Raw genomic sequence first — 25,956 nt, forward strand, 5'->3', positions numbered from 1 at the left:
ATAAAAAGCCGCCCTAAACATTAAAGTTTAAGACGGCTTTAAGAATTTGCTTTTTAATAAATTTATAAACCTTAACTCGGTCTAAAATTATTTACCAAGCTCCTTCATTACATAAGCTGCAAAGAGCGCTGCTCCTCTGTAAAACTGCGATTCATCTAAGGCAAATTTGGGATTGTGGTGAGGCCAGACTTTTCCTTCAATGGGGGATGGAGTCGATAAGAAGATAAATGAACCCGGAACTTTTTCTAAGTACCATGCAAAATCTTCTCCTCCCATGACCGGCCGCTGCATAAGCTTAACATCATTCGGGAAAAGCTCCTTGGCGGCTCCCATAGCCTTATCCGTAACTTTCGCATCGTTTATAAGAGGAGGCGGCTGTCTAAAGAATTGGTATTCAATTGAACCTCTAAAAGCTTTTGCAATATTGGAGGCAACTTCTTCAATCCGTTTTGCTATCAATTCCCTCGTCTCATTTGTTACGGCCCGTACGGTTCCTTCAAGATAAGCTTCAGGCGGAATTATATTGAATGCCGAACCTGAATGGAATTGTCCAACCGTTATTACAGCCGGCTCCGTAGGATGTACCTCTCGGCCTAAGATTTCCTGTATGGCGACAACTATGTGAGAGCCGATTACAACAGGGTCTATCGAAAGAGAAGGATAAGCACCATGGGCACCTACACCCTTAACCTTAATTGAAAATTTATCCATACAGGCCATCATCGAGCCCTTTGAAAAAAGGAATTCGCCGGGTTTTGCCTCATCGCTTATACAGCCTACATGAAGTCCCAGAATTTCTTTTACGTCATCAAGGATTCCTTTTTCACAGATGTCTACAGAGCCAGTTCCCAGTTCTTCCGCAGGCTGGAAGATAAGCTTAACGGTTCCTTTAAAACTGCCCTTTAAATCGTTTAACACCTTTGCGGCTCCAAGCAATATCGAAGTATGAGCATCATGACCGCAAGCGTGCATAAAGGAATTCTTAGAAGCAAAGTCAAGTCCGGTAGCTTCGCAAACAGGAAGGGCATCCATGTCTGCACGCAGAGCGATAACATCTCCTTTTTCTGCACCGTGAATATAACCTATAACGGCACTTTTTGCCGCATTTCTGTCATACTTAATTCCAAACTCATCCAATTTTTTACATACAAAATCTATTGTATTAGGAAGTTCAAAGCCAACCTCAGGATTTTGATGCAAATGGCGGCGCCAAGAAATTATGTCTTTTTCTATTTCTTTTACCTTTTTTAATATATCCATCTTTTCCTCCCTTAAGCTTGTTCTTCAGTCTTAGGTTTTTTATAAGTTAAAAAACCGAAAGCTACCGTTCCGAATACACAGGCCGGAATCATTACATATACCGGTATTTTAACAAGATTTAATAAGGCCATAGCTAAAATAAAAGCAAAGATACCGTATTTTATATTCTTAACGGCAAACATTCCGAACATAGCACCGAAGATTGCAGGCGAAACGTAGGCAAAGGCTTCCAATACTTTTTTGGGGAAGATGCTCATTAGGGCAGCTCCTCCTACCGCTGCAATAGTTACAATTATCAGATTGGTAACTATCGATCCTGCAATACCGAGGGTAGAAACTATTTCGGCTTTCTTTGTACCGGGTTCTACGCCGACAGCTTCTTGCGTAACGGCCGAAGTAGGTAAACGTACATTTCCAATATTACCTGAAAGGAAAGACATATAAGTTCCGGGTAAGCCGAGTATGGGGAAATAACTGATAGGTTCAACAACGGCATAGATTGCATATACGGATGCTGCCAAGCCCCAACCTGTCAATATATCCTGTGTTGACGGCTTTACTCCATAAACGACCCAAACAAGAATTGAAGGCAGAAAGCAAAGAACCAAGGATAATAGGTTTGTAAACCTTCCATACCTTATTATAGGTTTTGTAAAAGTTTTTTCATATAATTCGTCACTCATTTAGCTTCTCCTTATTTTAAAATTAAGTCTTTAAATACCATTGCAATTACCATTGCAAGAATCATAACTATTCCTAAGCTGTATTCTTTTAATTTAGGATATTTGTTGCCGAGTTTTTCAAATACAACCATTAGAAGAGCTGCAGATACGGCAGCAGCAACAGCCGGATAATTTTTCCCTTTTACCGATCTAAGAGCTTTTGTTATTTCATTACTGCATAAAAAGCCGAAGGCTCCGCTCATAGCTGTAACCATTAAAATAGCCAGCTTGGCAGGATCCCCTTTCGATATTTTTTTTGATAAGCTATTAAGCTTATCGGAAAATAAACCTGTCATAAAAAGCCACGCACTTCCGTTTAGCGCCATAACCCACGTTGCATTTGCAAAATTTATTAAGCCGTAATCGGGGCTTGATAAATCAATGCCTTGAGCCTGAGCCGCCATCTGTGCCGCTGCAAGTTCCGTTGAGGCTGCACCTATAATCGAAAGGCGCATCCATGCAAGAGGGCCGCCTATTACCGACATTAGGCCCAGCATTACGATAAAAACGCCCAAAACCGGTCCGATAGAAGATGTCATACCGATACGGAAAGACTTTCTCACATCGGCATCACTTAAGCCGACGATTTTAGCAGCGTCTTTTGCTTTTTTGCTAAAAATTATAGCTTGAAACAATACCGTAATCAATAACGGAAAAGCTGAAAGCCATAAAACCCAAGAGTTCGCAACATTCAAATAACTGTCCATAGATTTCCTCCGAAATTTTATTTTTAAAACAACTCTTATAGGGGATATTCTATCATGCTTTTTCAAATTTGTCCAAACAAAAATACAAAAAAAATAAAAAAATTTAAAACAACCTTACACAAATAAAAGCCCGTTCTATATAAATAAATTCCCTACTTGAAAAACTCCCAAAAATATGCTAAGTTTAAAAACATTATGACGGAAAAACCGTATAATCTATTTCAAGTTGTACAACACAACAGGAGGAAAAAATGAGTATTTCACTCGCATTGTATGCCGTGCTCGGAGGCGGGATTGTTGCCCTGGCTTATGCACTTATAAGAACCTTATGGATTTATAAACAAAAGGTTTCGGATCAGGCTTTAAAAGAAATTGGAGGCCATATAGCCGATGGAGCTATGGCTTTTTTAAGAAGGGAATATATAACTCTTCTTCCTTTCATTGCCATAGTTGCAGTTTTTTTAGCAATAGGAAATAAGGGAGCTCTGAAGTTCCAATCTCTTTCATTCTTGCTTGGTGCTCTTGCTTCAATGTCAGCCGGTTACATAGGTATGCGCGTTGCAACACAAGCCAACTCACGCACAACACAGGCTGCTAAGGATAATGGCCTAAACGGAGCCTTAAAAGTAGCGTTTTCAGGCGGAAGCGTTATGGGAATGAGCGTTGTAGGACTTGCATTTATAGGTCTTTTTATCGTTCTTATTCTCTCTACTTCAATACTAGGAACTACGGAAAACGTACTTAAAGATATTGTTTTACCTCTAGCTACAGCTTTTTCACTCGGAGCCTCGTCTATTGCTCTGTTCTCACGTGTAGGCGGCGGTATTTATACAAAGGCTGCCGACGTAGGAGCCGACCTTGTAGGAAAGGTTGAAGCAGGTATCCCCGAAGATGACCCCCGAAATCCTGCTACTATTGCAGACAACGTAGGAGATAACGTAGGTGACGTTGCAGGTATGGGTGCCGACCTCTTTGAGTCCTTTGTAGGCTCATTGGTAGGAGCCATGATTTTAGGTCTAATAGTAGACACTCCGGATTCTTCTTTAAAATTAAGGATGATGCTTTTACCTCTGCTCATTTCGGTTGTAGGTCTTGCAGCTTCCTTAATCGGAACATTCTTTGTAAAGGCAAAGCCGGGCTCAAACCCTCAAAAGGCCCTCAATACGGGAACCTTCGGTGCCGCTCTCATTGCAACAATTTTCGTTTTCTTTACCGTAAAATTTGTTATGGGAACAGAAACATTTAACGGAACTCAAGGTTATTTACACGTCTTTGCTTCTACGGTAATAGGTCTTGCTGCAGGCGTTTTAATCGGTATCATTACCGAATTCTACACCGGTACAGGAAAAAAGCCCGTTAAAGGAATCGTAGATGCTTGCGAAACAGGAGCTGCAACCACGATTATTTCAGGTTTAGCCGTAGGTATGAGAAGCGCCTTCCCCGTTATGATTTTAATAGGAGCTTCAATCTTTTCGAGCTTTATGCTTGCAGGCCTTTATGGTGTAGGTATAGCTGCTGTAGGTATGTTGGTAACCCTGGGAATCCAGCTTGCAGTTGATGCTTACGGCCCAATAGCCGACAATGCAGGCGGTCTTGCCGAGATGGCAAACTTCCCCAAAGATGTCCGCAATATTACCGACAGCCTCGATGCCGTAGGAAATACAACAGCCGCTATCGGTAAGGGTTTTGCTATCGGATCAGCTGCCTTAACAGCCATAATCCTCTTTACCTCATTTAAAGAGCAGGCCGGCGTAGCAAGCGTAGATATTACAAACATTAATGTTCTTGTAGGTGTTCTCTTAGGAGGAGTATTCCCCTTCTTGTTCTCGGCCCTAACAATGTCAGCTGTAGGAAAGGCTGCGCATAAGATGATCGAAGAGGTACGCCGCCAGTTTAAACAGCACCCCGGCATCTTGGAAAATACCGAAAAGCCCGATTATAAGAGATGTGTAGACATCAGTACTCAGGCCGCTTTAAAAGAAATGGTTATCCCCGGTATTGCCGCAATTATTACACCCATCCTTGTAGGCTTTGCAGGAGGCCCCGCAATGTTAATCGGTCTTTTGACAGGAGTAACGGTATCGGGCGTTGTATTGGCAGTCTTTATGTCCAACGCAGGCGGTGCATGGGATAATGCAAAGAAGATGATTGAAGGCGGAATAGCAGGCGGAAAAGGCTCACCTTCTCACAAGGCCGCTGTTGTAGGCGACACTGTAGGCGACCCCTTCAAAGATACTTCCGGCCCCTCCATCAACATATTGATTAAGCTTATGTCAATGGTTTCATTGGTTATAGCCCCGATGTTAAAAATATACTGGGGATAAGTTATTGAATTTCCGGTAAACGGAAATCCGATAAACACAAAAAAAAGACGGCGTAATAATTGCGCCGTCTTTTTTTTATCAGTGTTGTTGATTTCTCCCGTAAAATTTATTATAAAAAACGTTTTAAAGATCCAGCTTTAAATCTCCATCCTTAATCCAATTTATCTTTCTTAAAATAAAAGTAAAAAATAATGTTAAAACAGCCGGCAGGATAAAATGTAAAAGAAGAATAGCAAAATACGTGTTCAAACCTCCCCTTCCTATAGATTCCATTGCCGTGATAGTTCCTATTTGACCGACAAGGCCGCAGGTTCCCATTCCTGAACCGAGGGGTATGTTTTCCATTTTAAAAATAATGGTAGCCAAGGGGCCTAAAACAGCCGCCGTCAAGGTAGGGGGAATCCATATCTTAGGATTTTTGATTATGTTGGGCATGTGGAGCATACTTGTTCCTATGCCGACAGCAAAACTTCCTCCAAGGCCGTTATCCCGATAGCTCATAACCGCGAAACCTATCATTTGAGCGGCACAGCCGACTGTTGCAGCTCCTCCTGCAAGTCCTGCAAGGGAAAGCATCATACAGATGGCAGCACTGCTTATGGGCAGGGTCAGAATAACACCGACCAGCACAGAAACCGTAACTCCCATCCAAAACGGCTGGAGGGTAGTGGCTTCCATAATGATTTTTCCGAGCCATGTCATAAAAGAGGACATTCCCGGCCCTACCAAGGCGGCAATTATAGTACCGGAAATAATAGTTACCATAGGGGTAACTATAAGATCTATCTTTGTTTCGCGGGAGACGGCCTTTCCCAGCTCGGTGCTGATTATGGTTGCGATAAAGGCACCTACAGGCCCGCCAAGCTTGTTTCCTGCAAAACCTACTATAGTTGCCGAAAAAAGCACAAAGGTGTGGGCTTTTAAAGCATGGGCTATTGCTATACCGATTGCAGCTCCCGTCATATCTCGGCAAATCGGCCAGACGGTTTTTGTTAAAAAGGGAATATTAAGTTTAAGCCCTATGCTGTTTAAAATCGTACCTACCAAGAGAGAAGAAAAAAGCCCCATGGCCATCGCACTCATAGCATCAATAAAATAACGCCTAGCCGATATTTCGATATTCTTCTTAGTCAAAAAGTTTTTAAAAGAGTTGTTCATTTAAAATGCTCCCGGAAAATATTTAACGGAAAAAATAATGGAGAATATGGGAATCGAACCCACGACCTATTGATTGCGAACCAATCGCTCTACCAACTGAGCTAATTCCCCAAAGCTGTAAATAAGATTCTCACAAACACCGTTGTGTGATGTTACATCAAATGAAAAAAAAAAGCAATCAGGTATCTTGTTTTTTTCAAATTTTTTACGTAGAATAATAGTTATGAAAAGAAATCTATATTTTTTATTCTTTATTACGATTTTTCTTACCTTTACCTTGTCATGTGAAACATTTAATACAGCTGCCGGAAAAAAAACATTAAAAGAACAAGACAGTATTGAGGGACACTTCGATGAATACCTGACAGAAAGGGTTTGGCGCTTGGCAGGCTGCTATTTTGAAAACGGCCTTTATGTACAGCTTGATGCAAATTTGACAAGCTCCCGTATTAATTTTTTTTATAACGGAAAGTTTCAGGCCACAACAGGTATAACAAACTATGAAGGAACATGGAAGCAGAAAAAAGGCAGCCATTTTAAGTTTCAAATAACCGGAAAAAAACTTATAGACCCTTCAAACACGATAGGTAAATCCTTTGATTCTTCTTTTGAAAGGAATTTAATAAATACCGACAAGATTGAAATAACTAAAAGTGAAATAAAATTTTATTCTAAAGAAGGCGAGCTTTTACTCCGGTTTATAAGACTGTAAGATAGCTTTTACTAAAAATTTTACGCACAAAAAAACCGCCCTTTCGGACGGTTTTTATTTAAGATAAGCTTAAATTTTTAAGCAAATTCCTTTCCGTAACGATTTATGGTCGCAGCCATATTATCAAGACTTACCTGTTCCATAACTCCGCCCATTTCCCATGCAACCCTGGGCATACCGTATACAACTGAAGAAGCTTCATCTTGTCCTATGGTGCGGGAGCCTTCGGTGTAAAGTTTTGTAATATTCTCGGCACCATCCTTTCCCATACCGGTCATGATTATTCCGAGAGCATGGTTTTGGTATTCCTTTGCAACAGATCCAAACAGAACATCAACGCTTGGCTTATGGCCGCTTTGGGGCGGAGTATCTATAATCTTTGCAACGGCGGCAAGAGAGCGTTTTTCTACAACCAGATGTTTTCCGCCGGGAGCGATAAGAATACGGCCGGGCTTTATAAGATCGCCGTCTTCAGCTTCCTTTACCTCAAGAGGACAAATTTTGTCCAAACTCAAAGCAAATTCCTTTGTAAAGCCGGGCGGCATGTGCTGAACCACAACTATCGGCTGCGGAAGATCTTTATCGATAGATGCAAAAACTTGGCGTAAAGCATTCGGCCCGCCGGTCGAAATACCTATAGCAATAATCTGAATATTTCCATGCTCTCGTTGAGCCTTAGGTTTTTCTTCTTTTTGAGGCTCAGCCGCTGTCATAGGCTTAGGGATAACACTCTTAAACGGCTCAGAGACAGAGAAAGATCTTATTGTATCTGCGCCTCTTATACCTGTTTCAATTTGATGACGTCGGCCGTAGGCAAGCAGCATCTTGGAAAGAGTTTCTGAAACGGTAGTAAGATTGGCAGATTCCGAACCGGAAGGCTTTGTGATAAAATCGCAAGCTCCAAGTTCCAAACAATCCATAGTAACCTTGGCTCCTTCCTTTGCAATACTGGACAAGATTACTACGGGAATCTTTATGTTTTGCTTTTTTAACTCTTTTAAAAATTCGATACCGTTCATTTCGGGCATTTCCAAGTCCAAAACGATAACATCCGGAGCCACACGCTCAAGTTTTTGAAGGGCAAAACGGCCGTTCATTGCCTTATCGGCTATTTTTAGGCCGGGAGTAGCATCAACAATCTTCCCTATAAGGTTTCTCATCAATGCAGAATCGTCTACTATTAAGACACGAATATCTTCCATAAAAAACTCCTTTAGAAGAATTATATAAAACCTTTAAAATCAAAAACCCTTTTGATAAAAACAAGCCCAATCCGTTTTTAAAAACTTAAATTGAGTTTCCATACCAAAAAGAGATTCGGAATGACCTATAAATAAAAAAGATTTAGGCGACATAGCACGCCAAAACCTATCAATAACCTCTTTTTGAGCAGGCTCGTCAAAATAGATCAAAACATTTCGGCAAAACACAAGATCAAAATCGGTATGTTTTGAGTCATGTTTTAAGTTATGATAGTCAAAATTCACCATTTGCATTATGTCTTTTTTTACCTGATAACCGTCATTTAGCTTATCAAAATAAAGCTTCAAATAATCTTCAGGGATTCCTGTAACTCTGGATTCCTGATAAAAGCCGGTCTTACCGACAAGAAGACATTTTAAGGATAAGTCGGAGGCCGTAATTTCGGCAGTAAATCCTATCGGAAGGTGTTTTTTCATAACCATAGCTATGGTATAAGGTTCCTCCCCTGTTGAACATCCGGCGCTCCATATTTTAAGTTTATTCTTTCCTTCAGCTTTTTTTACCTTTACAAGCTCAGGTATAACGTAATTTTCCAATGCATCAAAATGAGGCTGGTTTCTAAAAAACCTTGTAAGGTTTGTTGTAACGGAGTCTAAAAGGCTCTTTTGCTCTTCCGAATCCTTAATAAGCATCGCATAATAATCAGACACCTTTTCAAGTTTCTTATCCCTAAGTTTTTCTTTTAACCTGCTTTCTAAAATAGACCTATTAGTATCGGAAAAAGTAATACCGCTTGCGGTATATATTAAATCGCTGAACATACGGAATTCTTGATCAGTTAAAAAATCTGCCATACTCTAGGCTCCTGTCACCCTTAAATTTATTTTTTAAATCTTTCACATAGTCTATGCTTTATACGATATTATGTCAATCGGCAGTCAAAGGCTTTTGACTAAGATTAAAAAAGATAGTATAATAAACTATGAATTTTAAGGAAGCTCAAACTTTTATTATAGCCTCCATTCTTGCTATTATATCATTTTCTTGTACTTTAAACTATAGTAAAGAGGCACAAAATTTTGAAAAAAAACCGAATTTTGTATTTAAAAATGCAAATTTGGATCAATATGAAGAAAATTCCTTAAATTTGCGTATAAATTTTATGGAATTAGAGATTTATGATTCGGATAGAATATGGGCCGGGAAAAATCTGCATTTCGTTAAAATAGATAAAAAATCGTTTGAAAACGGCAATCCGGAGGCAGAACTCAAGGGACGAGCCGGAATTATCAAAATAGATGAAAAAAATAATCAGTACTTTTTGGGGCAAAAGGTTTTTTTTGAAGATTTAAAAGAAGGCCTTATGATTTCCGGAGATGCATTTTTTTGGAACAAAAATGAAAACCTCCTATATGGAGTAGAAGGCGATCCGGTAAAGGTAAAAAGAGGTGATGAGCTTTACATAAGCGGATCGGGGTTTATAGCAAACACTCTTTCTAAAGAATTCGAATTTTTAAACTCTATAGAAGGTAAAATTCAGACTAAAAATGAGGAGAATGAAAATGAAGAAAATTCAAACCGAAATTCGGAATCACAAGAGCCTTAAGCCTTTTGCGGTATGTATTCTCATATTCCTTTTTTTAATTGATATTAATGCTCAAACATCAACAATAAGTTTTAAAGCCGATAAGGTAACAGCCTCGGTATCTGAAAATAAAAAATCGACCAATTTAATAGGAAATGCCGAAGTTAAGGTAGACAGCTTAACCATATCGGCAGACCGTATCGAAATTTACGGAAAAGACTATAGATATGTAAATGCAACAGGTTCGGTTAAGGGTGAGGACGAAGAAAAAGGATACAGCTTCAAGGCCGATTTAATCAATTTTGACAGAAAAACGGATACGGTTACTATGTTCGGAAAACTGGAGCTTAGAGACACAAAAAATGATGTAAGTATTAATGCCGAAAATATTGAATATAAAAAAAAGCAAGAAATAATTATTATGCGCTTTAATGTAAAAATAATAAATAAAGATATAAACTGTACTTCAATGTTTGCTTTATACAATAGAAAAGAATCAAATGTAGAATTAACAGGCAGTCCCGTCGTAAAAAAAGGAAAGGACGAATTTAGGGCCGGAAAGATTTCCGTTAATTTGGATACGGAAGATATAACCCTTGACGGACGAGTCAGAGGTTCCGTCGAGCAGGGAAAAGACGAACCCCAAGCTGAAACCAAACCGGACCAAAATCAAGAGGAAAAACCAAATGTTTAACGAAAAAAGTATTTTAAAAGTTGAAGGATTAAACAAATTTTTTAGAAAAAAACATGCGGTAAAGGATATCGGGTTTTCGATGTATCAGGGCGAAATTGTAGGTCTGCTGGGCCCTAATGGAGCAGGAAAAACTACCACATTCTATATGATTGTAGGTTTTTATAAACCGAATTCCGGCAACATATATTTGGACGGAAATAGGATAACAAACCTGCCAATGTATAAAAGAGCCCACGCAGGAATTTCATATTTACCGCAAGAAGCTTCGGTTTTTAGAAAACTAACCGTAGAACAAAATATCTATGCGATTTTAGAAACACGTAAAGACCTCTCCAAAGAACAAAAAATGGAAAGGCTTGAATTTCTTCTTGAAGAATTCGGAATTACAGCAAACAGAAAACAACAAGCCTATACCCTCTCCGGAGGAGAAAGAAGGCGAACCGAAATAGCCAGAGCCCTAGCCATTGAACCCAAGTTTTTGCTTTTGGATGAACCATTTGCCGGCATAGATCCGATTGCAGTACATGACATTAAAAGCATAGTCCGTATTTTAGCCGATCAGGGCATAGGAATTTTGATAACAGATCACAATGTCAGGGACACCCTGGAGATAACCGACAGAGCCTACATAATAGGCAGCGGAGAAATTGTAGAACAAGGCTCACGGGATGAAATTCTAAATTCCGAAATTGCCCGAAAAATATATCTTGGCGAAGAATTTAGAATGTAATTGGAGATGAGATGATAGACTTAATCGTTTTTTTAGGCAACTACGGAAAAAAATATGAAAATACAAGGCATAATGCAGCTTGGGTTTTATGCGATTCAATCGAGATAGGCTCAAATGCCGTATGGCAGGGTAAATTTAAGGGACAATATGCAAAGCTGCCTTCTTCTATGACGGACGGCAGGGCTGTACATCTATTAAAACCTGAAACCTATATGAACCTATCAGGAGAAAGCGTAATAGCAGCTTCCTCCTTTTTTAGACTAAAGCCTGAAAATATTTTAATAGTACATGATGAACTTGAATTAAAACCCGGCATTCTCAGCTTTAAGTGGTCAGGCGGCCTCGGCGGACACAACGGATTACGTTCCATAAAATCGGTTTTAAATACGGCAGATTTTTTCCGCCTAAGAATAGGCATAGGCCGGCCGGATTTTTCTTCTCAAGGAGGAGATGCTTCCCCCGATATTTCAGGCTATGTGCTTTCCCGCTTTGCACAATACGAATTGGATGTCCTAAAAAGCCAAACACCTCAAGCCGACTCTTTTTTTAAAGAATTATTGGAAGCTGATGAACCTCAAACTCTTATAAAAAAATGGGCTAAGGTACTGCCTCCTCAAAGTTAAACTCTTACTTAAGATTTTTTTTATTTTTCCGAAACTAAAATAAGGATGAGTATGAAAAAATCAGTATTCTTATTAATTTTTATTAGCCTTTTTTTGATGACGGCTTTTTCGGAAAAGAGTATTGAGCCCGAAGTTTATCAAAAACTCGTAGAGTCTATTGTGCGCATTGAAGCTCCTAAAATTAAGGACGGTCACATAATCTTTACTTCAACCGCCAGGCGCCATGTAGGTATAGCCTTTTCTCATGAAGACTACAAGCATATTCATTCTTTTCAAAAACTTCCCCAAAGCGAACTGTATGAAGGCAAGGAACCCATATTATTCTATATTCTTCCGATTCCCGATGAGCTAACGGAAATAGAATACAGGCTTGTAATAGACGGGCTTTGGTCATCGGATCCGGTAAATAGGAACACAGTCTTCGATAGCATACACAGCATGAGTGTTTCACGTATTGAAGTTCCTTACAAAAAAGAGTATAAAACCGAGGTAAGCAATAAAAGCTTGGTAAAATTTACATATTTAGGAGAACCTAAAAAAATTATAAGGCTTGCCGGCTCCTTTAATAATTGGGATCCCTTTATGTATGAGCTTATAGAGGTTTCTCCTGGACGATATGAGTTGAATTTAAATTTACCTTCGGGAACTTGGTTATATGCTTACTTTTCAGGCGGAAGCCAGCTGCCGGATAATACAAATAAAAATTATGTATATACGGCTGATGGACGGGTCGCTTCGGTTATAACCGTTAATTAAAGTTTTTATAGGAGTTATGTATGCACGAATATATTATACAAGGCGGATTTCCCGTAAATGGAACAATAAAAGCAAGCGGAAATAAAAATGCAGCCCTGCCATGTATTGCGGCCGCCATCCTTTCGGAAGAACCCATTATCCTCAAAAACATTCCCGAAATTGAGGATGTTTTTGTAATGCTTCAAGTTTTTGAAGCTCTGGGAGGTCACTACGAAAAAATAGAAAAAAACGTATTTAAGCTCCAAATAGAAAAGGTAAAAACAAGCAAGATACCTGAGGATCTTGCGACAAAGATAAGGGCTTCCATTTTATTTGCAGGCCCGCTTTTGGCAAGAACAGGTAAGGCTGTTTTGCCCCCTCCGGGAGGAGACGTTATCGGAAGGCGCCGTCTCGATACCCATTTTTTAGCCCTGACGGAATTGGGAGCCAGAGTCGAAACCGATCAAAATTTTTCTTTTATTGCACACAAGCTGATGGGAGAAGACATATTCTTGGATGAAGCTTCCGTTACTGCAACGGAAAATGCCATCATGGCAGCCAGCCTTGCAGAAGGGACTACCATCATTTCAAACGCAGCAAGCGAGCCTCATGTTCAAGAGCTTTGCAAGATGTTAAATAAGATGGGAGCAAAAATCAGCGGAGTAGGCTCCAATATACTGACTATCGAAGGTGTCAAAAAATTGAACGGTACGGAACACCGCATCGGCCCTGACTATATGGAAATAGGTTCTTTTATCGGTCTTGCTGCCGTTACCCGCGGCCAGCTTAAAATTACCGATGTAGAACCTAGAGATATGCGGCCGTTAAAGGTTGCTTTCGGCAAGTTGGGCATAGGCTGGTCTTTAGAAGGAACAACCCTTACCGTTCCCGATAAGCAAAAGATGCAGGTAAACTGTGACCTCGGAGGAATGATACCCAAGATTGACGATGCCCCATGGCCGGGTTTTCCGCCTGATCTTACTAGTATAATGACCGTAATAGCAACACAGGTAGAAGGCACGGTTTTAATCCACGAAAAAATGTTTGAATCCAGAATGTTCTTTGTAGATAAGCTAATCGGAATGGGAGCCCGCATTACCCTGTGCGATCCTCACCGAGCAGTCATTTCGGGCCCAAGCTCCCTCCACGGAAGCGAATTGGTTTCTCCCGATGTAAGAGCCGGCATGGCCATGGTAATAGCCGCCTGCTGTGCCCGGGGAGAAAGCATTATCCGAAATGTCTACCAAATAGAAAGAGGTTATGAGCATCTGGTAGAAAGACTCAAATCCATAGGCGTAAAAATAGAGCTTAAAGAAAAATAGAAAGCATTGTTATTTTCTATATAATTTTATATATAAGAGCTATTGACCATCTTTATTTTTTTTTGTAAATTCTTTCCGTCTATTATCTTTAATCGCAGTGTGCTTCTATATTTTAACAAGATTTTATTCTATAAGTATATAAAACTTTAGCTTACAGAATAAAATACTAACCTGCACTCAAATTAAGCACATTTCAATTATTGAATCTTTTATAATATTTAGGAGGATAAATTTATGAATGAAATCAATGGTACAAAAGTCTCCAAACTTCAAAGAATGCACAAATATTCAATTTTAACGATAAGAAAAAAAATAATGATTGCCTTAATTTCGGTTTTATCTGTTTTTTTGATTCTTACAAGTATAGTCCTTGTAAAACAACTGAGCGGAACTTCAAAACGAAATGCTGTTGTAAAATTATATGATTCCAGTAAAAAACTCAGCTCCTTTGTTGAGACTGTCATCAAGGATGTATACGATACAAATAAAACCTTAGCAAAAACATTTGAATCCTTCCAAGATATTCCGCCGGAAAACAGAAGATCTTATTTTAATAGTTTACAAAAAGAAATTTTAAAAGATTCGGAAAAATTTATAGATATATGGACTGTTTGGGAACCTAATGCTCTAGATAAACTTGACTACAAATTTAAAAATACTGAAGGTCATGACAATAGCGGAAGGTTTATTCCTTATTGGACAAAGGTGAACGGTAAAATTTCAATGGTACCATTAACCGAGTATGTAAGCAGTTTTTGGTATGAAAAACCCAAGACCTCGCAACATGGTATTTTGATTGAGCCTAATAGATATGAACTCCAAGGAAACATGATTTATGTTGCAGGTACTGCAATTCCAATACGCGACAAAACAGGAAAAGCCTTGGGAGTTGTAGGAATTGACTACTCCCTTGATTATATGCAGGAAAAACTTTCACAAGAAGTTTTCTTTAAATCAGGCTATGCAATTCTCATTTCAGCTAAAGGCACCGTTCTTGCGCATAAAAATAAAAACCTAATATCAAAAACCCTTCCCGAATTTGAAAACAAAGAAATAGCAACTTACTTTTTTGATTCAAAGAGGTCTCTCACTCCATTTTTAATTGAAACTCAAGTAAATGGAAATAAGCATCTTGAAGTATTTACACCTGTCAAGATAGGCCGTACGAATGAAGTATGGTTTGTAGGCACTTCAATACCGGAAAAAGAAATCTATGAAGAAAGTACAAATTTAATTAAACTTGTTTCCATAATTTTATTGGTAGGTTTTATTGCATCAATAATCATTCTAACATTTATAATAAACGGAATAACAAAAAGAATTTCAGGCGTAGTTAAGGCTCTCAGAAATATTGCTCAAGGAGACGGAGACTTGACAGCCCGTTTAACAGGAAAGGGTAAGGATGAAATTGCAGACCTATCTAATTCCTTTAATCAAACAATAGAAAAAATAGGTTTTACGGTAAGGAATGTTGCAAACAGTACTTTGGATATGCAAAAGACAGGCGAAACTCTTGCAGTAAACGTTTTTGAAACCGCAAGTTCAATAAGCCAAATAAGCAAAAATATTTTAAAGGTAAAAGACCAAGCTGAGTCTCAGTCGGCAAGTGTGAGCGAAGCGACTGCAAATGTTGAACAAATTCTTCAAACAATAAAACAGTTAGACGGCCGTATTGAAAGTCAAGCTGCAAATGTTGTGCAATCTTCTTCCGCAATTGAAGAAATGGTTGCGAATATTTCTTCAGTAACAAAAATATTGGACCAAAGCGATTCGGCAATTAAAGAGTTGGCAGATGCAACAGTCTATGGTAAGGATGCTCTCCACCTTTCAAATTCTGTTACACAAAAAATTGCAGAAGAATCAGGCAGCTTGATTGAAGCTTCAAATGTAATTCAGCACATTGCAAGTCAAACAAACCTGTTGGCCATGAATGCGGCAATTGAAGCTGCCCATGCCGGAGAAGCAGGAAGAGGCTTTGCAGTAGTTGCGGATGAAATCAGAAAATTAGCCGAAGAATCAAGTCTTCAAGGAAAATCAATATCGTCTGCTCTTAAAAAATTCTCAGAGGAAATTTCCATATTAGCATCTTCTTCAAAAACCGTAGAAGAAAAATTTAATGCAATTTTTAGTCTCGCTGAAAATGTAAAATCAATGAGCAGCAGCGTTATGGCTGCAATGAGAGCGCAAGAGAGCGGAAGTCATAAAGTTCTATCTGCAATTCATGATATAAACAACATAACTGTAGATGTTCAAACAGGCTCCGGAGAAATGCTTAAGGCAGGAGAAGATGCCGTCAAAGAAATGAACAGGCTTGAGGGTTTGACACAGATCATAAATAACAGCATCCAAGAAATGTCGGCAGGCACAAACCAAATACAAACCTCCTGTTCCGAAGTAAAGGGTATCTCACAAAAAAATAAAATGAATATTGAAGCCTTGGCACAAGAAGTCGGCAAATTCAAAATATAAATTAGAGCTTTAAGTTTTCAGAGCCAATCGCTCTGAAAACTTTTCTCCTTATGATTTTAAAATTTTAACCTCTTCCTATTATACCGAATTTGTGATATTCTTTGTTTTTAGCTTAACAAAAGGCTCGGTTTACAATATGCTTAACTTTATTTTAAAGAGAATTTTATACGGTATTCTTACAATGTTCATAGTTGCAAGTATTACCTTTTTTTTAGTGCATATTATTCCGGGCAATCCTATTGAAACCATAGCTGAAAATTTACCTGAAGAAAGACGGAACGAGCTTTATTCTCAATACGGATACGACAAATCTCTTTTTACTCAATATTTGGTTTTTTGGAAAAATCTTTTGATGAAGGGTGATTTGGGAACCTCGCTTTATTACCGAGGAAGGCTTGTTACCGATGTAATAAAAACCCACGCACCTATTTCGGCAAGACTGGGACTCCAAGCCTTATTTTTCGGCGTTTCAGTAGGTTTGAGTTTAGGCATATTATCAGCCGCTAAGCGCGGAAAAAAATTCGATTATGCCGTTATACTAATTGCAGTTATAGGAATATCCATTCCCAATTTTGTTCTGGGACAGATGCTGCAATACTTTTTCGGCATTAAACACAACCTGCTTCCGATTACAGGCTGGGGAAGTTTTAAATATACAGTCATGCCTTCTTTAGCCTTGGCTATAGGTCCGATTGCAAAATACTCAAGATATATGCGTTCCAATTACTTGGATATTATAAACCAAGATTATATTTTAACTGCAAGGGCAAAGGGCGCTTCAAAGGTAAGAATTATAAAAAGCCATATTTTACGGAACGCTTTTTTACCGATCATAACTATGCTCGGCCCTCAAATAGCCTTTACATTCACAGGCACCTTTATAATCGAAAATATTTTTTCGGTTCCCGGACTGGGTTCCTATTTTGTACGTTCAATTTCAGAAAGAGATTATACGATGGTAATGGGGCAAACTATTTTTATTTCTTTTCTATATGTAGCATCTCTAATTATAGTAGACATAGCTTATAACTTGCTCGATCCGAGAATTAAGGTGCAAGCAAAAAATGAGGTTCTTTAAAAATGAACGAGAAAAAAACTGTAAGCTATGATGAGCCGGCTAAGAAACTAAATTTAAGTCCATCGGATTTTGAACCCGTTATAAGAACAAAAAAAACGCTTCAAACAACAAGGGTCAGTATAGGCTTTTGGGAAGATGTAAGGCGGAGATTTAAAAAAAGCAAGAGAGCGCTTTTTTCTTGTGCAGTTTTAGGGTTAATTATTTTGATATGTTCATTCGGCCCGATTTTAAGCGGCCGGTCAGCCGATGACGGAAATTTAAAAGAAAAAAATTTAAACCCTTCTTTTTCTCACTTTTTTGGAACGGATGAATTGGGGCGTGATATATTTACAAGGGTCTGTAATGGCGGACGCGTTTCTCTTATAATTGCAATTATAGGAGCTGCAATCGACATGAGCATGGGTTTAATTTATGGAGGCATTTCAGCCTACGCAGGCGGAAGAACCGATACTATAATGATGCGTATAGTCGAAATTCTTTCAAGTATTCCTTATTTAATTACGGCTATTTTAATTTCTCTTATTTTCGGTAAAGGAATTTTTTCGATTATCATCGCAATGACAATTACAGGCTGGTGCTTTACGGCAAGGCTTGTGCGCGGTCAAGTCTTACAAATAAAAAATCAGGATTTTATTTTGGCGGCACAGGCCTTAGGCACAAGTTCATTTAAAATTATAATAAAGCATCTACTTCCCAACACTGTGAGCATCATGATAATCGCCTTAACATTTGATATTCCTTCATTTATTTTTGGAGAAGCCTTTTTATCTTATATAGGTTTAGGAATTCAGCCCCCATATACCAGCTGGGGAGTGTTGGCATCAGAGGCACAAAAGACAATGCTCTTTTATCCTTATCAATTATTTTTCCCTGCCCTTTTTATAAGCCTGACAATTTTATCATTACAAATCATCGGCGATGCTCTACGGGATGCAATGGATCCGCATTTAAGGAAGTACAAATGAAACCTATTTTACAAGTTAAAGATTTGGCTGTTACTTTCAAAACTTATGCAGGAACAATCCATGCCGTAAACGGAATTTCATTTAATCTGTACGAGGATGAAACTCTTGTACTTGTCGGAGAGTCAGGCTGCGGAAAAAGCGTTACGGCTCATTCAATTTTAAAACTCCTCCCCGGAAAAAAAACACGCATACACGAAAAATCCCAAATTATTTTTGAAGATAAAAATATCTTGGAATATTCCGAAGAAGAAATGCAGCACATAAGAGGAAATGAAATATCCATGATTTTTCAAGACCCTCTGACATATTTAAACCCTACGATGCCCATAGGCAAGCAGGTTATGGAAAGCATTTTAATTCATCAAAGGTTGAGCAAAAAAGAAGCCTTAGAGCGAACCGTAAAAATGTTAGAGCTGGCTCAAATTCCTGACCCCGAAAAAAGACTCAAGCAATACCCTCACGAATTTTCGGGAGGAATGAGGCAGAGGGTTTTAATCTCGATAGCCCTCGCAGGCAATCCTAAAATTTTAATTGCCGACGAACCTACAACAGCCTTAGATGTTACAATTCAAGCCGAGATATTGGAACTTATACAAAAAATTCAAAAAGAAACAAAGACGGCCGTAATGCTCATCACGCATGACCTAGGAGTTGCGGCCGAAATTGCTGACCGCATTCAGGTTATGTATGCCGGAAAAATTATCGAGCGCGGAAGGGCCGAAGATATTTTTAAAAATGCACAACACCCGTATACAAGGGCTCTGCTTGCAGCCGTTCCCTCAATAGATCAATTAAAAGAAAATAAGCTTTATTCACTCGAGGGCAATCATCCCGATATGCTTTCTATTTCAGACGGCTGTGCTTTTGCCGACAGATGCGAAAAATGTATGAAAGTTTGCCTTAGGCATAAACCTCCCGAAATGCAGGTAAGTAATGAACACTTTACTTCCTGCTGGCTTCAACATGAATTTGCAAAAGGAAAAAACAATGGCTGATACTCTTCTAGAAGTTTGCAATTTAAAAAAATATTTTACTCTGGGCCGTAAAGAAATTTTACATGCAGTGGATGATGTAAGCTTCACGATAAACCGAGGAGAAACGGTAGGCATTGTAGGAGAATCGGGCTGCGGCAAAACCACTTTAGGGAGAACCGTTCTCGGCCTTTACCGTCCTACTGCCGGAAAAATAATTTTTGACGGAACCGAAATCGGCTCGGCCTCAAAAAAAGAACTACACGCTTTTAAAAAGAGAGCTCAAATAATTTTGCAAGATCCTTTTGCTTCTTTTAATCCCCGTATGACAATTTCGCAAATTATTTCGGAGGGAATGGAAGCTCACAATTTATATAAAACAAAAAAAGAAATGGAGAATACTGTATACTCTCTTCTTGAAACCGTAGGCCTTGTGCCTGAACATGCCAATAGATTTCCACATGAATTTTCGGGAGGCCAAAGACAAAGAATAGGAATTGCAAGAGCCCTGGCAGTGGAGCCCGACTTTATAGTTTGTGATGAGCCTATTTCGTCCCTTGATGTTTCGATTCAAGCTCAGATAATAAATTTATTGATAAGGCTTCAAAAAGAATTTAAAATGACCTATCTATTTATTGCCCATGATTTATCTATAGTAAAATATATTTCCGATAAGGTCGGCGTTATGTATTCGGGAAAACTTGTGGAATTCGCAAAAAGTGTCGACCTATATAAAAATCCGCTTCATCCTTATTCTCAAGCCTTAATTTCTGCAATCCCAAGTACCGATATAGATTCTCCCATGTCGGCACGGCGTATTCATATCCACGGAGAAATAAGCAGTGCAATCAATCCCCCTCAAGGCTGCCGTTTTTACAAACGCTGCCCAAAGGCTTTTGAAAAGTGTAAATCGATTCCGCCGGAATTAATCGAAACTGAAGAGGGGCATTTTACTGCCTGCCATTTAATTCAAGATTGATTTTATTATTTTATTTTGATATAATAAAGAAATGAATAGCGGTAATAGAATAAAACTTGTAAGAATTGCCTCCCTAATTTCTCTTATAGGAAACATAATAATATGCATCGCAAAACTTGTAATAGGAATTTATGCAAACAGTCTTTCAGTAATCGGCGACGGAATTGACTCTGCTACAGATGTTGCCATTTCTATTATGACCCTTGCAGTAAGCTTTATAATAGGAAGACCTTCGGATAAGGAACACCCATGGGGCCATCAGCGGGCAGAAACTATGGCTTCTTTAATTTTAGCCTTTATAATTATGACAGCAGGCTTTCAACTCTTTCTTACAGCAGGGGGAAAACTAATAAATGTTTATAAAGGAACCGTAACTATTCTGATGCCTCATATACTTGCAGTTATCGTTACGGTATCTTCGATTGCAATAAAACTTCTTTTAGCCCTAAACCAGTATATTATAGGGAAAAAAACCGGCAGCATGATGATTCAAGCCAATGCAAAAAATATGAAAAATGACGTAATCCTTTCCGCTTCGGTTTTAGCAGGTCTTGCAATTTCCCGCTTTTTTAAAGCTCCTATTTTCGATGCAGTTACAGCCCTCCTCGTAAGCCTTTGGATTATGAAATCGGGTATAGAGCTTTTTATGGAACTGAATGTTGAATTAATGGACGGAAATACAAACGATATTTTATATAAACAATTATTTGAGGCTGTAAATTCCGTTGAAGGGGCTCATAATCCTCACCGCGCAAGAATAAGAAGGATGGCAAACCTTTTAGATATAGATTTGGATATTGAAGTCGATGCCGAAATGAGCATCTGCGAAGGCCACAGCATTGCAGAAAAGGTAACTTCGGCAATTAAAGAAAAAATAGAAAATGTTTATGATGTGATGGTACACATTGAACCGTATGGGATACATAACCATGAAGAGGAAGGCTTCGGTTTATCCGAAAAAGATGTAAACAACTAATTAAGTTTTGCTTTCTCTTTTTTCCAAAGATCAATAAATTCCAGCATATATTGCTGAATATCGCCGAACCATTCTTTTTGAAATTTACAAGCCTCAACTCCCAGATACCTATAGTGCCAGCTCTCCCATTTATAGCCTGTAATATGCTCCAAATCTTTAGGATAGGATAGGGACCAACCGTATTTCCAAGCATTTTTAAGCATCCACTTCCCTTCAGCAGTATCGGCATAAGAATCATCAATACTGCCTAGATCGATTACGGTACCCAGTTGATGCTGACTTGCTCCGGGCGGTGCAGAAAAAAACTGAGCATCTTTTTTACCATACACATTTACATATTTTGAAAAAAGATTTGCCTGATAGGTATAAGAACGATAGCCTGAGCTTACCATTATTGCTATGCCCTCTTTTTTTGCAGCTTTTGCCATTTCTTGCAAGGGCCTCTCCGCAATTTTTGCAAGATATATATTGGCACGATCCAGAATATAGTTTCTATCTTTTACATCATAGAGCAATATAATATTTTTAGGCTCATAGTACTTATCAAGAAAATTAAGCTTATCTACCAAAATCAATTCATCTTCTTTTTCACTTTTCAGAACAACATTTAAGTCCTTAAAAAAAATCTCACGATTATTGTTTATTTTATTAAAAATTTGCTTAGGAAATCGTTTTGAAATATACGTATATACTTTTTTATATATATCTTCATCAGAGATTTTATCATTTGGATAAATAGAAACAATAAATACAAAAAATAGAAACAGAGGAAAAATTTTCTTTAGAGCAAAATACATATTTTAAAACAAATTAAAACTTTTTATATCTCATCAATGGAATGGATAATATTAAACACATCGGAAAAACCTGTTGAATCCAGAGCCATTTTAACATCCCTAGCCGGATTCAGCACATACATCTTGTGTCCGTTATCCTCACTATCGTTATGAGCAGACATAAGCACTCCAATTCCCGACGACGACAATGATGTTACCTTTGATAGATCCAAAATTGTATCATGATCTTTAATTGCCGAATATACTTTTTTTTCAAAATCACCGGATGTATATAAATTAACAGAGCCTTCTATAGCTAATAATAAGCATCCTGATACTTGTGATTCATTAATAATTAAATTCTCCATAAAACTTCCTTATATATGTTTAAATGTCATAATAGTAATATCATCTTCAATTTCATGAGCAATATAATCCAAGAATGTTTTATATATTGCATTAGAAATCTCTTTAGCAGACTTAGTTCTATTTACTGCAATTAAACGGCTTACTCTATCATTTCCGAATTTATCGCCTTTTAAGTTCTTGGAATCCAACAAACCGTCAGTCGTAAATACTATAATATCGTTACGGTTCATTGTGATTTTTCGGACCTTTAAAAAGGGGCGTATGTTTTTTACGAAACCTAAAACCCTTCCCTCTCCCTGTATTTCGATAACATTTTTATAAGAATCAATATACATGGACATGAGGGGAATACCGCAGTTAAGATAATATATTGTTGTGGTTTTAAAATCTATAATACCGAAAAGCCCTGCAAGGAACGTTCCCTTTGGCAAATTTTCCTTTATAAACGTATTTATTTTTATTACAAGCTCTTTAAAGTCAGGTGTTTCTGAAAGGTATGTGTGAAGAACAGACTTCAAAATAACCATTGACATACTTGCACTCAAGCCTTTACCGGAAACGTCTCCTATCAAAAATAAATATCTATCTTCAGACAATCTAATAAAGTCGGTAAAATCGCCTCCCAATTGATGAGCCGAAAAAGCGACCGAATCCACATCAATAACTTTTTTTTCGACAATATCTATGTTCTTTTGAATTGAACCGATAATTTGATCGGACATTTCTATTTCTCTATCAAGAATAAGGACTATATCCTGTTTTACAATATTTCTTAAATAGTAAACAACTAAAAAGAAATAAGAATAAAGACTATTTAAAACATCAAAATCATATGTAGTATAAGCCTCTTTTCTTTTTTTAGAAGAAATGGAAATAACGCCTATCAATTTTTGACCTTCACGTACACAAATCAATATTTCTGCATACATACGGTTCATAAAGCCTATCAATTCACTTCTTACATCGGAAAAAACGGGGTTTGTCAAAACTTGAGATCTCATTATAACCTGAATATTTTCATTCAATAAAAATTTAAAAATAGGTTGAGCTGCATCAAAAGTAGAAGTTACATTCAGCGTCGAATAAACAGGTTCCAATATTTCATTTTCACCGGCAATCAAAATATTGATAGAGTCGGCATTTAGATGATTCAATAAAATATTAGAAAAATCTTCCATAACTTTTTCACGGCCTCTCGTATAGTCAACTTGTTGCAATTTTTCTTCTATGGCCTTCGCATATTCGGAAGTATTACCCAAAAGCCATTTAAACCTTTGAGAAACAAAATTCCTAATAGCAAGAAAAATAAGAGCCCCTACGATCAACAAAACAACCTGAAGATAAAAATTACGGACATAGGTAAGAACCCACGAAGCCCAATAACCTGTTACTGCGGCAAACACTAAGATAAAAACCAAAAACCTCAATAAGGCAAGGAACAACTGTTTTCTATCATATACCATTGAGGTTGAAAATCCGAATGAAGCAAAGAAGAGCAAAAGCAGATATCCAAAAGGTGTTATAGCTATTGCCCATGAAAAAATAGTAGAAAGATAATATACAAGACTCCAAACAATTACGCTAAAAAGAAGGGCCAGAAAATAAATTATCATCTGTTGCCTATAAATTATACTTTCTTCTTTAAAAACTTTATATATAGAAATCAACATCGCCAAAACAGGTACAACCAAAAGGACTATCCTTTCAAAAATATCTGAGGCAGGATTTCCCGCTATCATAACCGATGTGAATTTAAAACCTGATAGTGGATTCCAAAAGAAACCTTTTATAAAGAAAATTACCAATGCAGTAATTCCTAAATGTAAAATACTATTAAACACTGTAAAAGGAACATTTTTCTTACGCTCAAAATAAGGCATTTTAACGGTAAACTGCAAGGTAAAAAATGAAATCGAAACCATCCCTATCATGAAAATTTTAGATATAATAAAAGCCGCACCGGAAAAATTAAAATATAATGCTAATATTAAGGTCAAAAATAGCAAGGTCGTTATTACCGTCATTCCGGCAACCATAAAAAGATGTTTTGCATAAGGCTCTTTTTTGAAAATAAGGCTTATAGCCAATATCGTTAAAACAACAAGAAAAAAGAATTCAAAAACAATCAGACCCATACCTTACCCCTTAACCTTAGCACACATTATAGTAATGTCATCTCTCATGGGCTGATTACCTGCATGAGCATAAGCCATGCCGGCAACTTTCTGCACTATATCATCTGCACTATACTGAACAAAGGATTTTATAGATTCTATGTACATATCGGTCTCAGCTAATTCAACACCTTCATTATTCATAGACTCGGGAACACCGTCAGTCATCATCAAAATAACATCACCTCGATAAAGAGGCCTTTCATGAACTTCTATTTTATCGAAGTCAATGATACCTACAATACTGCAAGTAGATTCAAGTACCTTTACCTTGTAGCCGTCGGGAGATTCCGTAAGTATCATCGGATCTTCCATTGAGGCATTAACATATTTTATAGTCATTTTTTCGGTATCAACTAAACCTAAAAATAAAACCGTATACTTATCCAAAAGGCCCATTCTTTTTATGGCGCTGTCTACTGCCAACACAAGAGCAGGAAGATCTTCTTTATTTTTTGCTATTTTGATTGTATTTACAACAATACCCATAACCAATGCAGCCGAAAGGCCCTTCCCGGAAACGTCCCCGACAACCAGGAGGGTTTTATGCTCATCAACTTTTATGGCATCATAATAATCCCCTGATACGTTTACAAGAGGTTTAAAATAAGCCGCCAACTCAAGCATAGGCATCTCAGGGAGCTTTTGAGGTAAGAAGGCTTTTTGTGTGTTGGCAACCATGTTCCATTCCTGGCTTAATTCCGAAAAGTATAAAAGCTGTTCAAGAGTAGTAACCCTGTTTTGATAACTCAAAAATTCCGAAAACAGTGTATTAAAAATTTCAGGTTCAACCTCGTTAAAATATCCGCAAATAATAAAAAATTGTATTTTTTCTAGGACTACCGCAGCAATACGTGCATCTTTAAGTTTACATGCCTGCATATCTGCATTAAAAAAATAAACTCCGGGCTTGTATTCTACTGTAATTTCATGCAAAGAAGCAAAAGTTTCGGGAGAGGAAATAAATCTTGAAGTACTATTATATAATACGATATTTTCTATGGTATCTACAATCATTACCGAACAGTCGCCCGAATACTCAAGCTCATTATGTATGGTATCTATTAAATTTTCTATGGTGTAACAAAACCGAATTTTCTTCAAAAAATCCGCAAAAACCTTAGTTTTAGGCTTATCATACGCCCTACTTTCTATTTTCTTATAAAAGCTGCGTATAAGAGAGTCTGCAAAGATTGCAACAATAACAAAAACCAAGGATCCTATGATAAAACGGTGAATCTGTGTTATCTCAGGAATCATTTCCAATCGGCTCAAAGCCAGAGTCATATCATTAGCCGAATAAAATTTACCTAAAAACAAAAATCTCGGGCTGACAAATATCAAGAAGAGAGCAAAAACACTCCCCATCCCAACACTTATTAGAATATTTGAAAGTAATTTACGTAATTTTATCATTATGATTT

At 37.8% G+C, this 25,956-nt stretch carries 24 protein-coding genes and 1 tRNA gene; 14 read left to right on the plus strand and 11 right to left on the minus strand.

What is annotated here, in order from left to right:
• Positions 1-87: 87 nt before the first annotated feature.
• From HGJ18_RS09725 to HGJ18_RS09735, 3 genes are read right to left on the minus strand one after another with little or no spacing between them, the layout of a single operon-like run.
• The gene (locus tag HGJ18_RS09725; RefSeq protein ID WP_253696177.1) at positions 88-1,260 is read right to left on the minus strand and encodes a M20 metallopeptidase family protein; all 1,173 of its coding nucleotides are present in this window, start codon (positions 1,258-1,260) and stop codon (positions 88-90) included.
• An 11-nt stretch (positions 1,261-1,271) separates the two neighbouring features.
• Positions 1,272-1,943, minus strand: coding sequence for a hypothetical protein (locus tag HGJ18_RS09730; RefSeq protein WP_253696178.1), 672 nt, complete (start codon positions 1,941-1,943; stop codon positions 1,272-1,274).
• Positions 1,944-1,954: 11 nt separating this feature from the next.
• Positions 1,955-2,689, minus strand: coding sequence for a DUF5058 family protein (locus HGJ18_RS09735; RefSeq protein ID WP_002669897.1), 735 nt, complete (start codon positions 2,687-2,689; stop codon positions 1,955-1,957).
• A 251-nt stretch (positions 2,690-2,940) separates the two neighbouring features.
• Between HGJ18_RS09735 and HGJ18_RS09740 the strand changes: the two genes are divergently transcribed.
• A complete protein-coding gene (locus HGJ18_RS09740) occupies positions 2,941-5,013 on the plus strand; it encodes a sodium-translocating pyrophosphatase (protein ID WP_253696179.1) in 2,073 nt (690 codons plus the stop codon).
• Positions 5,014-5,136: 123 nt separating this feature from the next.
• Here the strand turns inward: HGJ18_RS09740 and HGJ18_RS09745 are convergent, their stop codons facing one another.
• The gene (locus tag HGJ18_RS09745) at positions 5,137-6,171 is read right to left on the minus strand and encodes a PTS sugar transporter subunit IIC (RefSeq protein ID WP_253696180.1); all 1,035 of its coding nucleotides are present in this window, start codon (positions 6,169-6,171) and stop codon (positions 5,137-5,139) included.
• A 38-nt stretch (positions 6,172-6,209) separates the two neighbouring features.
• A tRNA-Ala gene (locus tag HGJ18_RS09750) sits at positions 6,210-6,282 on the minus strand.
• Between the two features lie 112 nt (positions 6,283-6,394).
• On the opposite strand from HGJ18_RS09750, the gene HGJ18_RS09755 reads away from it, so the two are divergent.
• Positions 6,395-6,883 (plus strand): hypothetical protein, encoded by a 489-nt coding sequence (locus HGJ18_RS09755; protein ID WP_253696181.1) that lies wholly within the window; start codon positions 6,395-6,397, stop codon positions 6,881-6,883.
• Between the two features lie 77 nt (positions 6,884-6,960).
• Here HGJ18_RS09755 and HGJ18_RS09760 read toward each other — a convergent pair whose 3' ends face one another.
• Together HGJ18_RS09760 and HGJ18_RS09765 are read right to left on the minus strand one after the other, a co-directional pair.
• Positions 6,961-8,085: a protein-glutamate methylesterase/protein-glutamine glutaminase gene (locus HGJ18_RS09760; protein WP_253696182.1), complete on the minus strand. Its 1,125-nt coding sequence runs from the start codon at positions 8,083-8,085 to the stop codon at positions 6,961-6,963.
• 39 nt (positions 8,086-8,124) lie between these two features.
• A complete protein-coding gene (locus HGJ18_RS09765; protein WP_253696183.1) occupies positions 8,125-8,940 on the minus strand; it encodes a CheR family methyltransferase in 816 nt (271 codons plus the stop codon).
• 128 nt (positions 8,941-9,068) lie between these two features.
• On the opposite strand from HGJ18_RS09765, the gene HGJ18_RS09770 reads away from it, so the two are divergent.
• From HGJ18_RS09770 to HGJ18_RS09825, 12 genes are all read left to right on the plus strand, one after another.
• Positions 9,069-9,692, plus strand: coding sequence for an LptA/OstA family protein (locus HGJ18_RS09770; RefSeq protein WP_253696184.1), 624 nt, complete (start codon positions 9,069-9,071; stop codon positions 9,690-9,692).
• Positions 9,649-10,365 (plus strand): LptA/OstA family protein, encoded by a 717-nt coding sequence (locus HGJ18_RS09775; protein WP_253696185.1) that lies wholly within the window; start codon positions 9,649-9,651, stop codon positions 10,363-10,365. Before HGJ18_RS09770 ends, HGJ18_RS09775 begins: the two co-directional genes overlap by 44 nt.
• Complete coding sequence (lptB, locus tag HGJ18_RS09780; RefSeq protein WP_253696186.1) at positions 10,358-11,095, plus strand: LPS export ABC transporter ATP-binding protein; 738 nt, start codon at positions 10,358-10,360, stop codon at positions 11,093-11,095. The genes HGJ18_RS09775 and lptB overlap by 8 nt, the downstream gene beginning before the upstream one ends.
• Positions 11,096-11,106: 11 nt before the next feature.
• Entirely contained in the window at positions 11,107-11,718 is a 612-nt protein-coding gene (gene pth / locus HGJ18_RS09785; protein ID WP_253696187.1) for an aminoacyl-tRNA hydrolase, read from the plus strand.
• A 51-nt stretch (positions 11,719-11,769) separates the two neighbouring features.
• Positions 11,770-12,474, plus strand: coding sequence for an early set domain-containing protein (locus HGJ18_RS09790; protein WP_253696188.1), 705 nt, complete (start codon positions 11,770-11,772; stop codon positions 12,472-12,474).
• A gap of 20 nt (positions 12,475-12,494) precedes the next feature.
• Positions 12,495-13,775: a UDP-N-acetylglucosamine 1-carboxyvinyltransferase gene (gene murA / locus HGJ18_RS09795; RefSeq protein ID WP_253696189.1), complete on the plus strand. Its 1,281-nt coding sequence runs from the start codon at positions 12,495-12,497 to the stop codon at positions 13,773-13,775.
• 234 nt (positions 13,776-14,009) lie between these two features.
• On the plus strand, positions 14,010-16,244 hold the full coding sequence (locus HGJ18_RS09800; RefSeq protein ID WP_253696190.1) for a methyl-accepting chemotaxis protein: 2,235 nt from the start codon (positions 14,010-14,012) through the stop codon (positions 16,242-16,244).
• Between the two features lie 136 nt (positions 16,245-16,380).
• Positions 16,381-17,322 (plus strand): ABC transporter permease, encoded by a 942-nt coding sequence (locus tag HGJ18_RS09805; RefSeq protein WP_253696191.1) that lies wholly within the window; start codon positions 16,381-16,383, stop codon positions 17,320-17,322.
• A gap of 2 nt (positions 17,323-17,324) precedes the next feature.
• The gene (locus tag HGJ18_RS09810) at positions 17,325-18,287 is read left to right on the plus strand and encodes an ABC transporter permease (protein ID WP_253696192.1); all 963 of its coding nucleotides are present in this window, start codon (positions 17,325-17,327) and stop codon (positions 18,285-18,287) included.
• Positions 18,284-19,282 (plus strand): ABC transporter ATP-binding protein, encoded by a 999-nt coding sequence (locus HGJ18_RS09815; protein ID WP_253696193.1) that lies wholly within the window; start codon positions 18,284-18,286, stop codon positions 19,280-19,282. The genes HGJ18_RS09810 and HGJ18_RS09815 overlap by 4 nt, the downstream gene beginning before the upstream one ends.
• A complete protein-coding gene (locus HGJ18_RS09820) occupies positions 19,275-20,237 on the plus strand; it encodes an ABC transporter ATP-binding protein (RefSeq protein ID WP_253696194.1) in 963 nt (320 codons plus the stop codon). Before HGJ18_RS09815 ends, HGJ18_RS09820 begins: the two co-directional genes overlap by 8 nt.
• 31 nt (positions 20,238-20,268) lie before the next feature.
• The gene (locus HGJ18_RS09825) at positions 20,269-21,213 is read left to right on the plus strand and encodes a cation diffusion facilitator family transporter (RefSeq protein ID WP_253696195.1); all 945 of its coding nucleotides are present in this window, start codon (positions 20,269-20,271) and stop codon (positions 21,211-21,213) included.
• On the opposite strand, the gene HGJ18_RS09830 is transcribed toward HGJ18_RS09825, so the two are convergent.
• The 4 genes from HGJ18_RS09830 to HGJ18_RS09845 are packed head-to-tail and all read right to left on the minus strand — an operon-like array spanning position 21,210 to position 25,948.
• Positions 21,210-22,010 (minus strand): M15 family metallopeptidase, encoded by an 801-nt coding sequence (locus HGJ18_RS09830; protein ID WP_366793049.1) that lies wholly within the window; start codon positions 22,008-22,010, stop codon positions 21,210-21,212. The genes HGJ18_RS09825 and HGJ18_RS09830 overlap by 4 nt on opposite strands.
• Positions 22,011-22,033: 23 nt before the next feature.
• Positions 22,034-22,357 carry an STAS domain-containing protein gene (locus HGJ18_RS09835; protein WP_253696197.1) on the minus strand — a complete coding sequence of 108 codons (324 nt, stop codon included), beginning with the start codon at positions 22,355-22,357 and terminating at the stop codon, positions 22,034-22,036.
• A 9-nt stretch (positions 22,358-22,366) separates the two neighbouring features.
• On the minus strand, positions 22,367-24,493 hold the full coding sequence (locus HGJ18_RS09840; protein WP_253696198.1) for a PP2C family protein-serine/threonine phosphatase: 2,127 nt from the start codon (positions 24,491-24,493) through the stop codon (positions 22,367-22,369).
• A gap of 3 nt (positions 24,494-24,496) precedes the next feature.
• Complete coding sequence (locus tag HGJ18_RS09845; protein WP_253696199.1) at positions 24,497-25,948, minus strand: PP2C family protein-serine/threonine phosphatase; 1,452 nt, start codon at positions 25,946-25,948, stop codon at positions 24,497-24,499.
• Between the last annotated feature and the right edge of the window lie 8 nt (positions 25,949-25,956).

It is taken from the genome of Treponema denticola, from assembly GCF_024181405.1.
Classification (GTDB): domain Bacteria; phylum Spirochaetota; class Spirochaetia; order Treponematales; family Treponemataceae; genus Treponema_B; species Treponema_B denticola_D.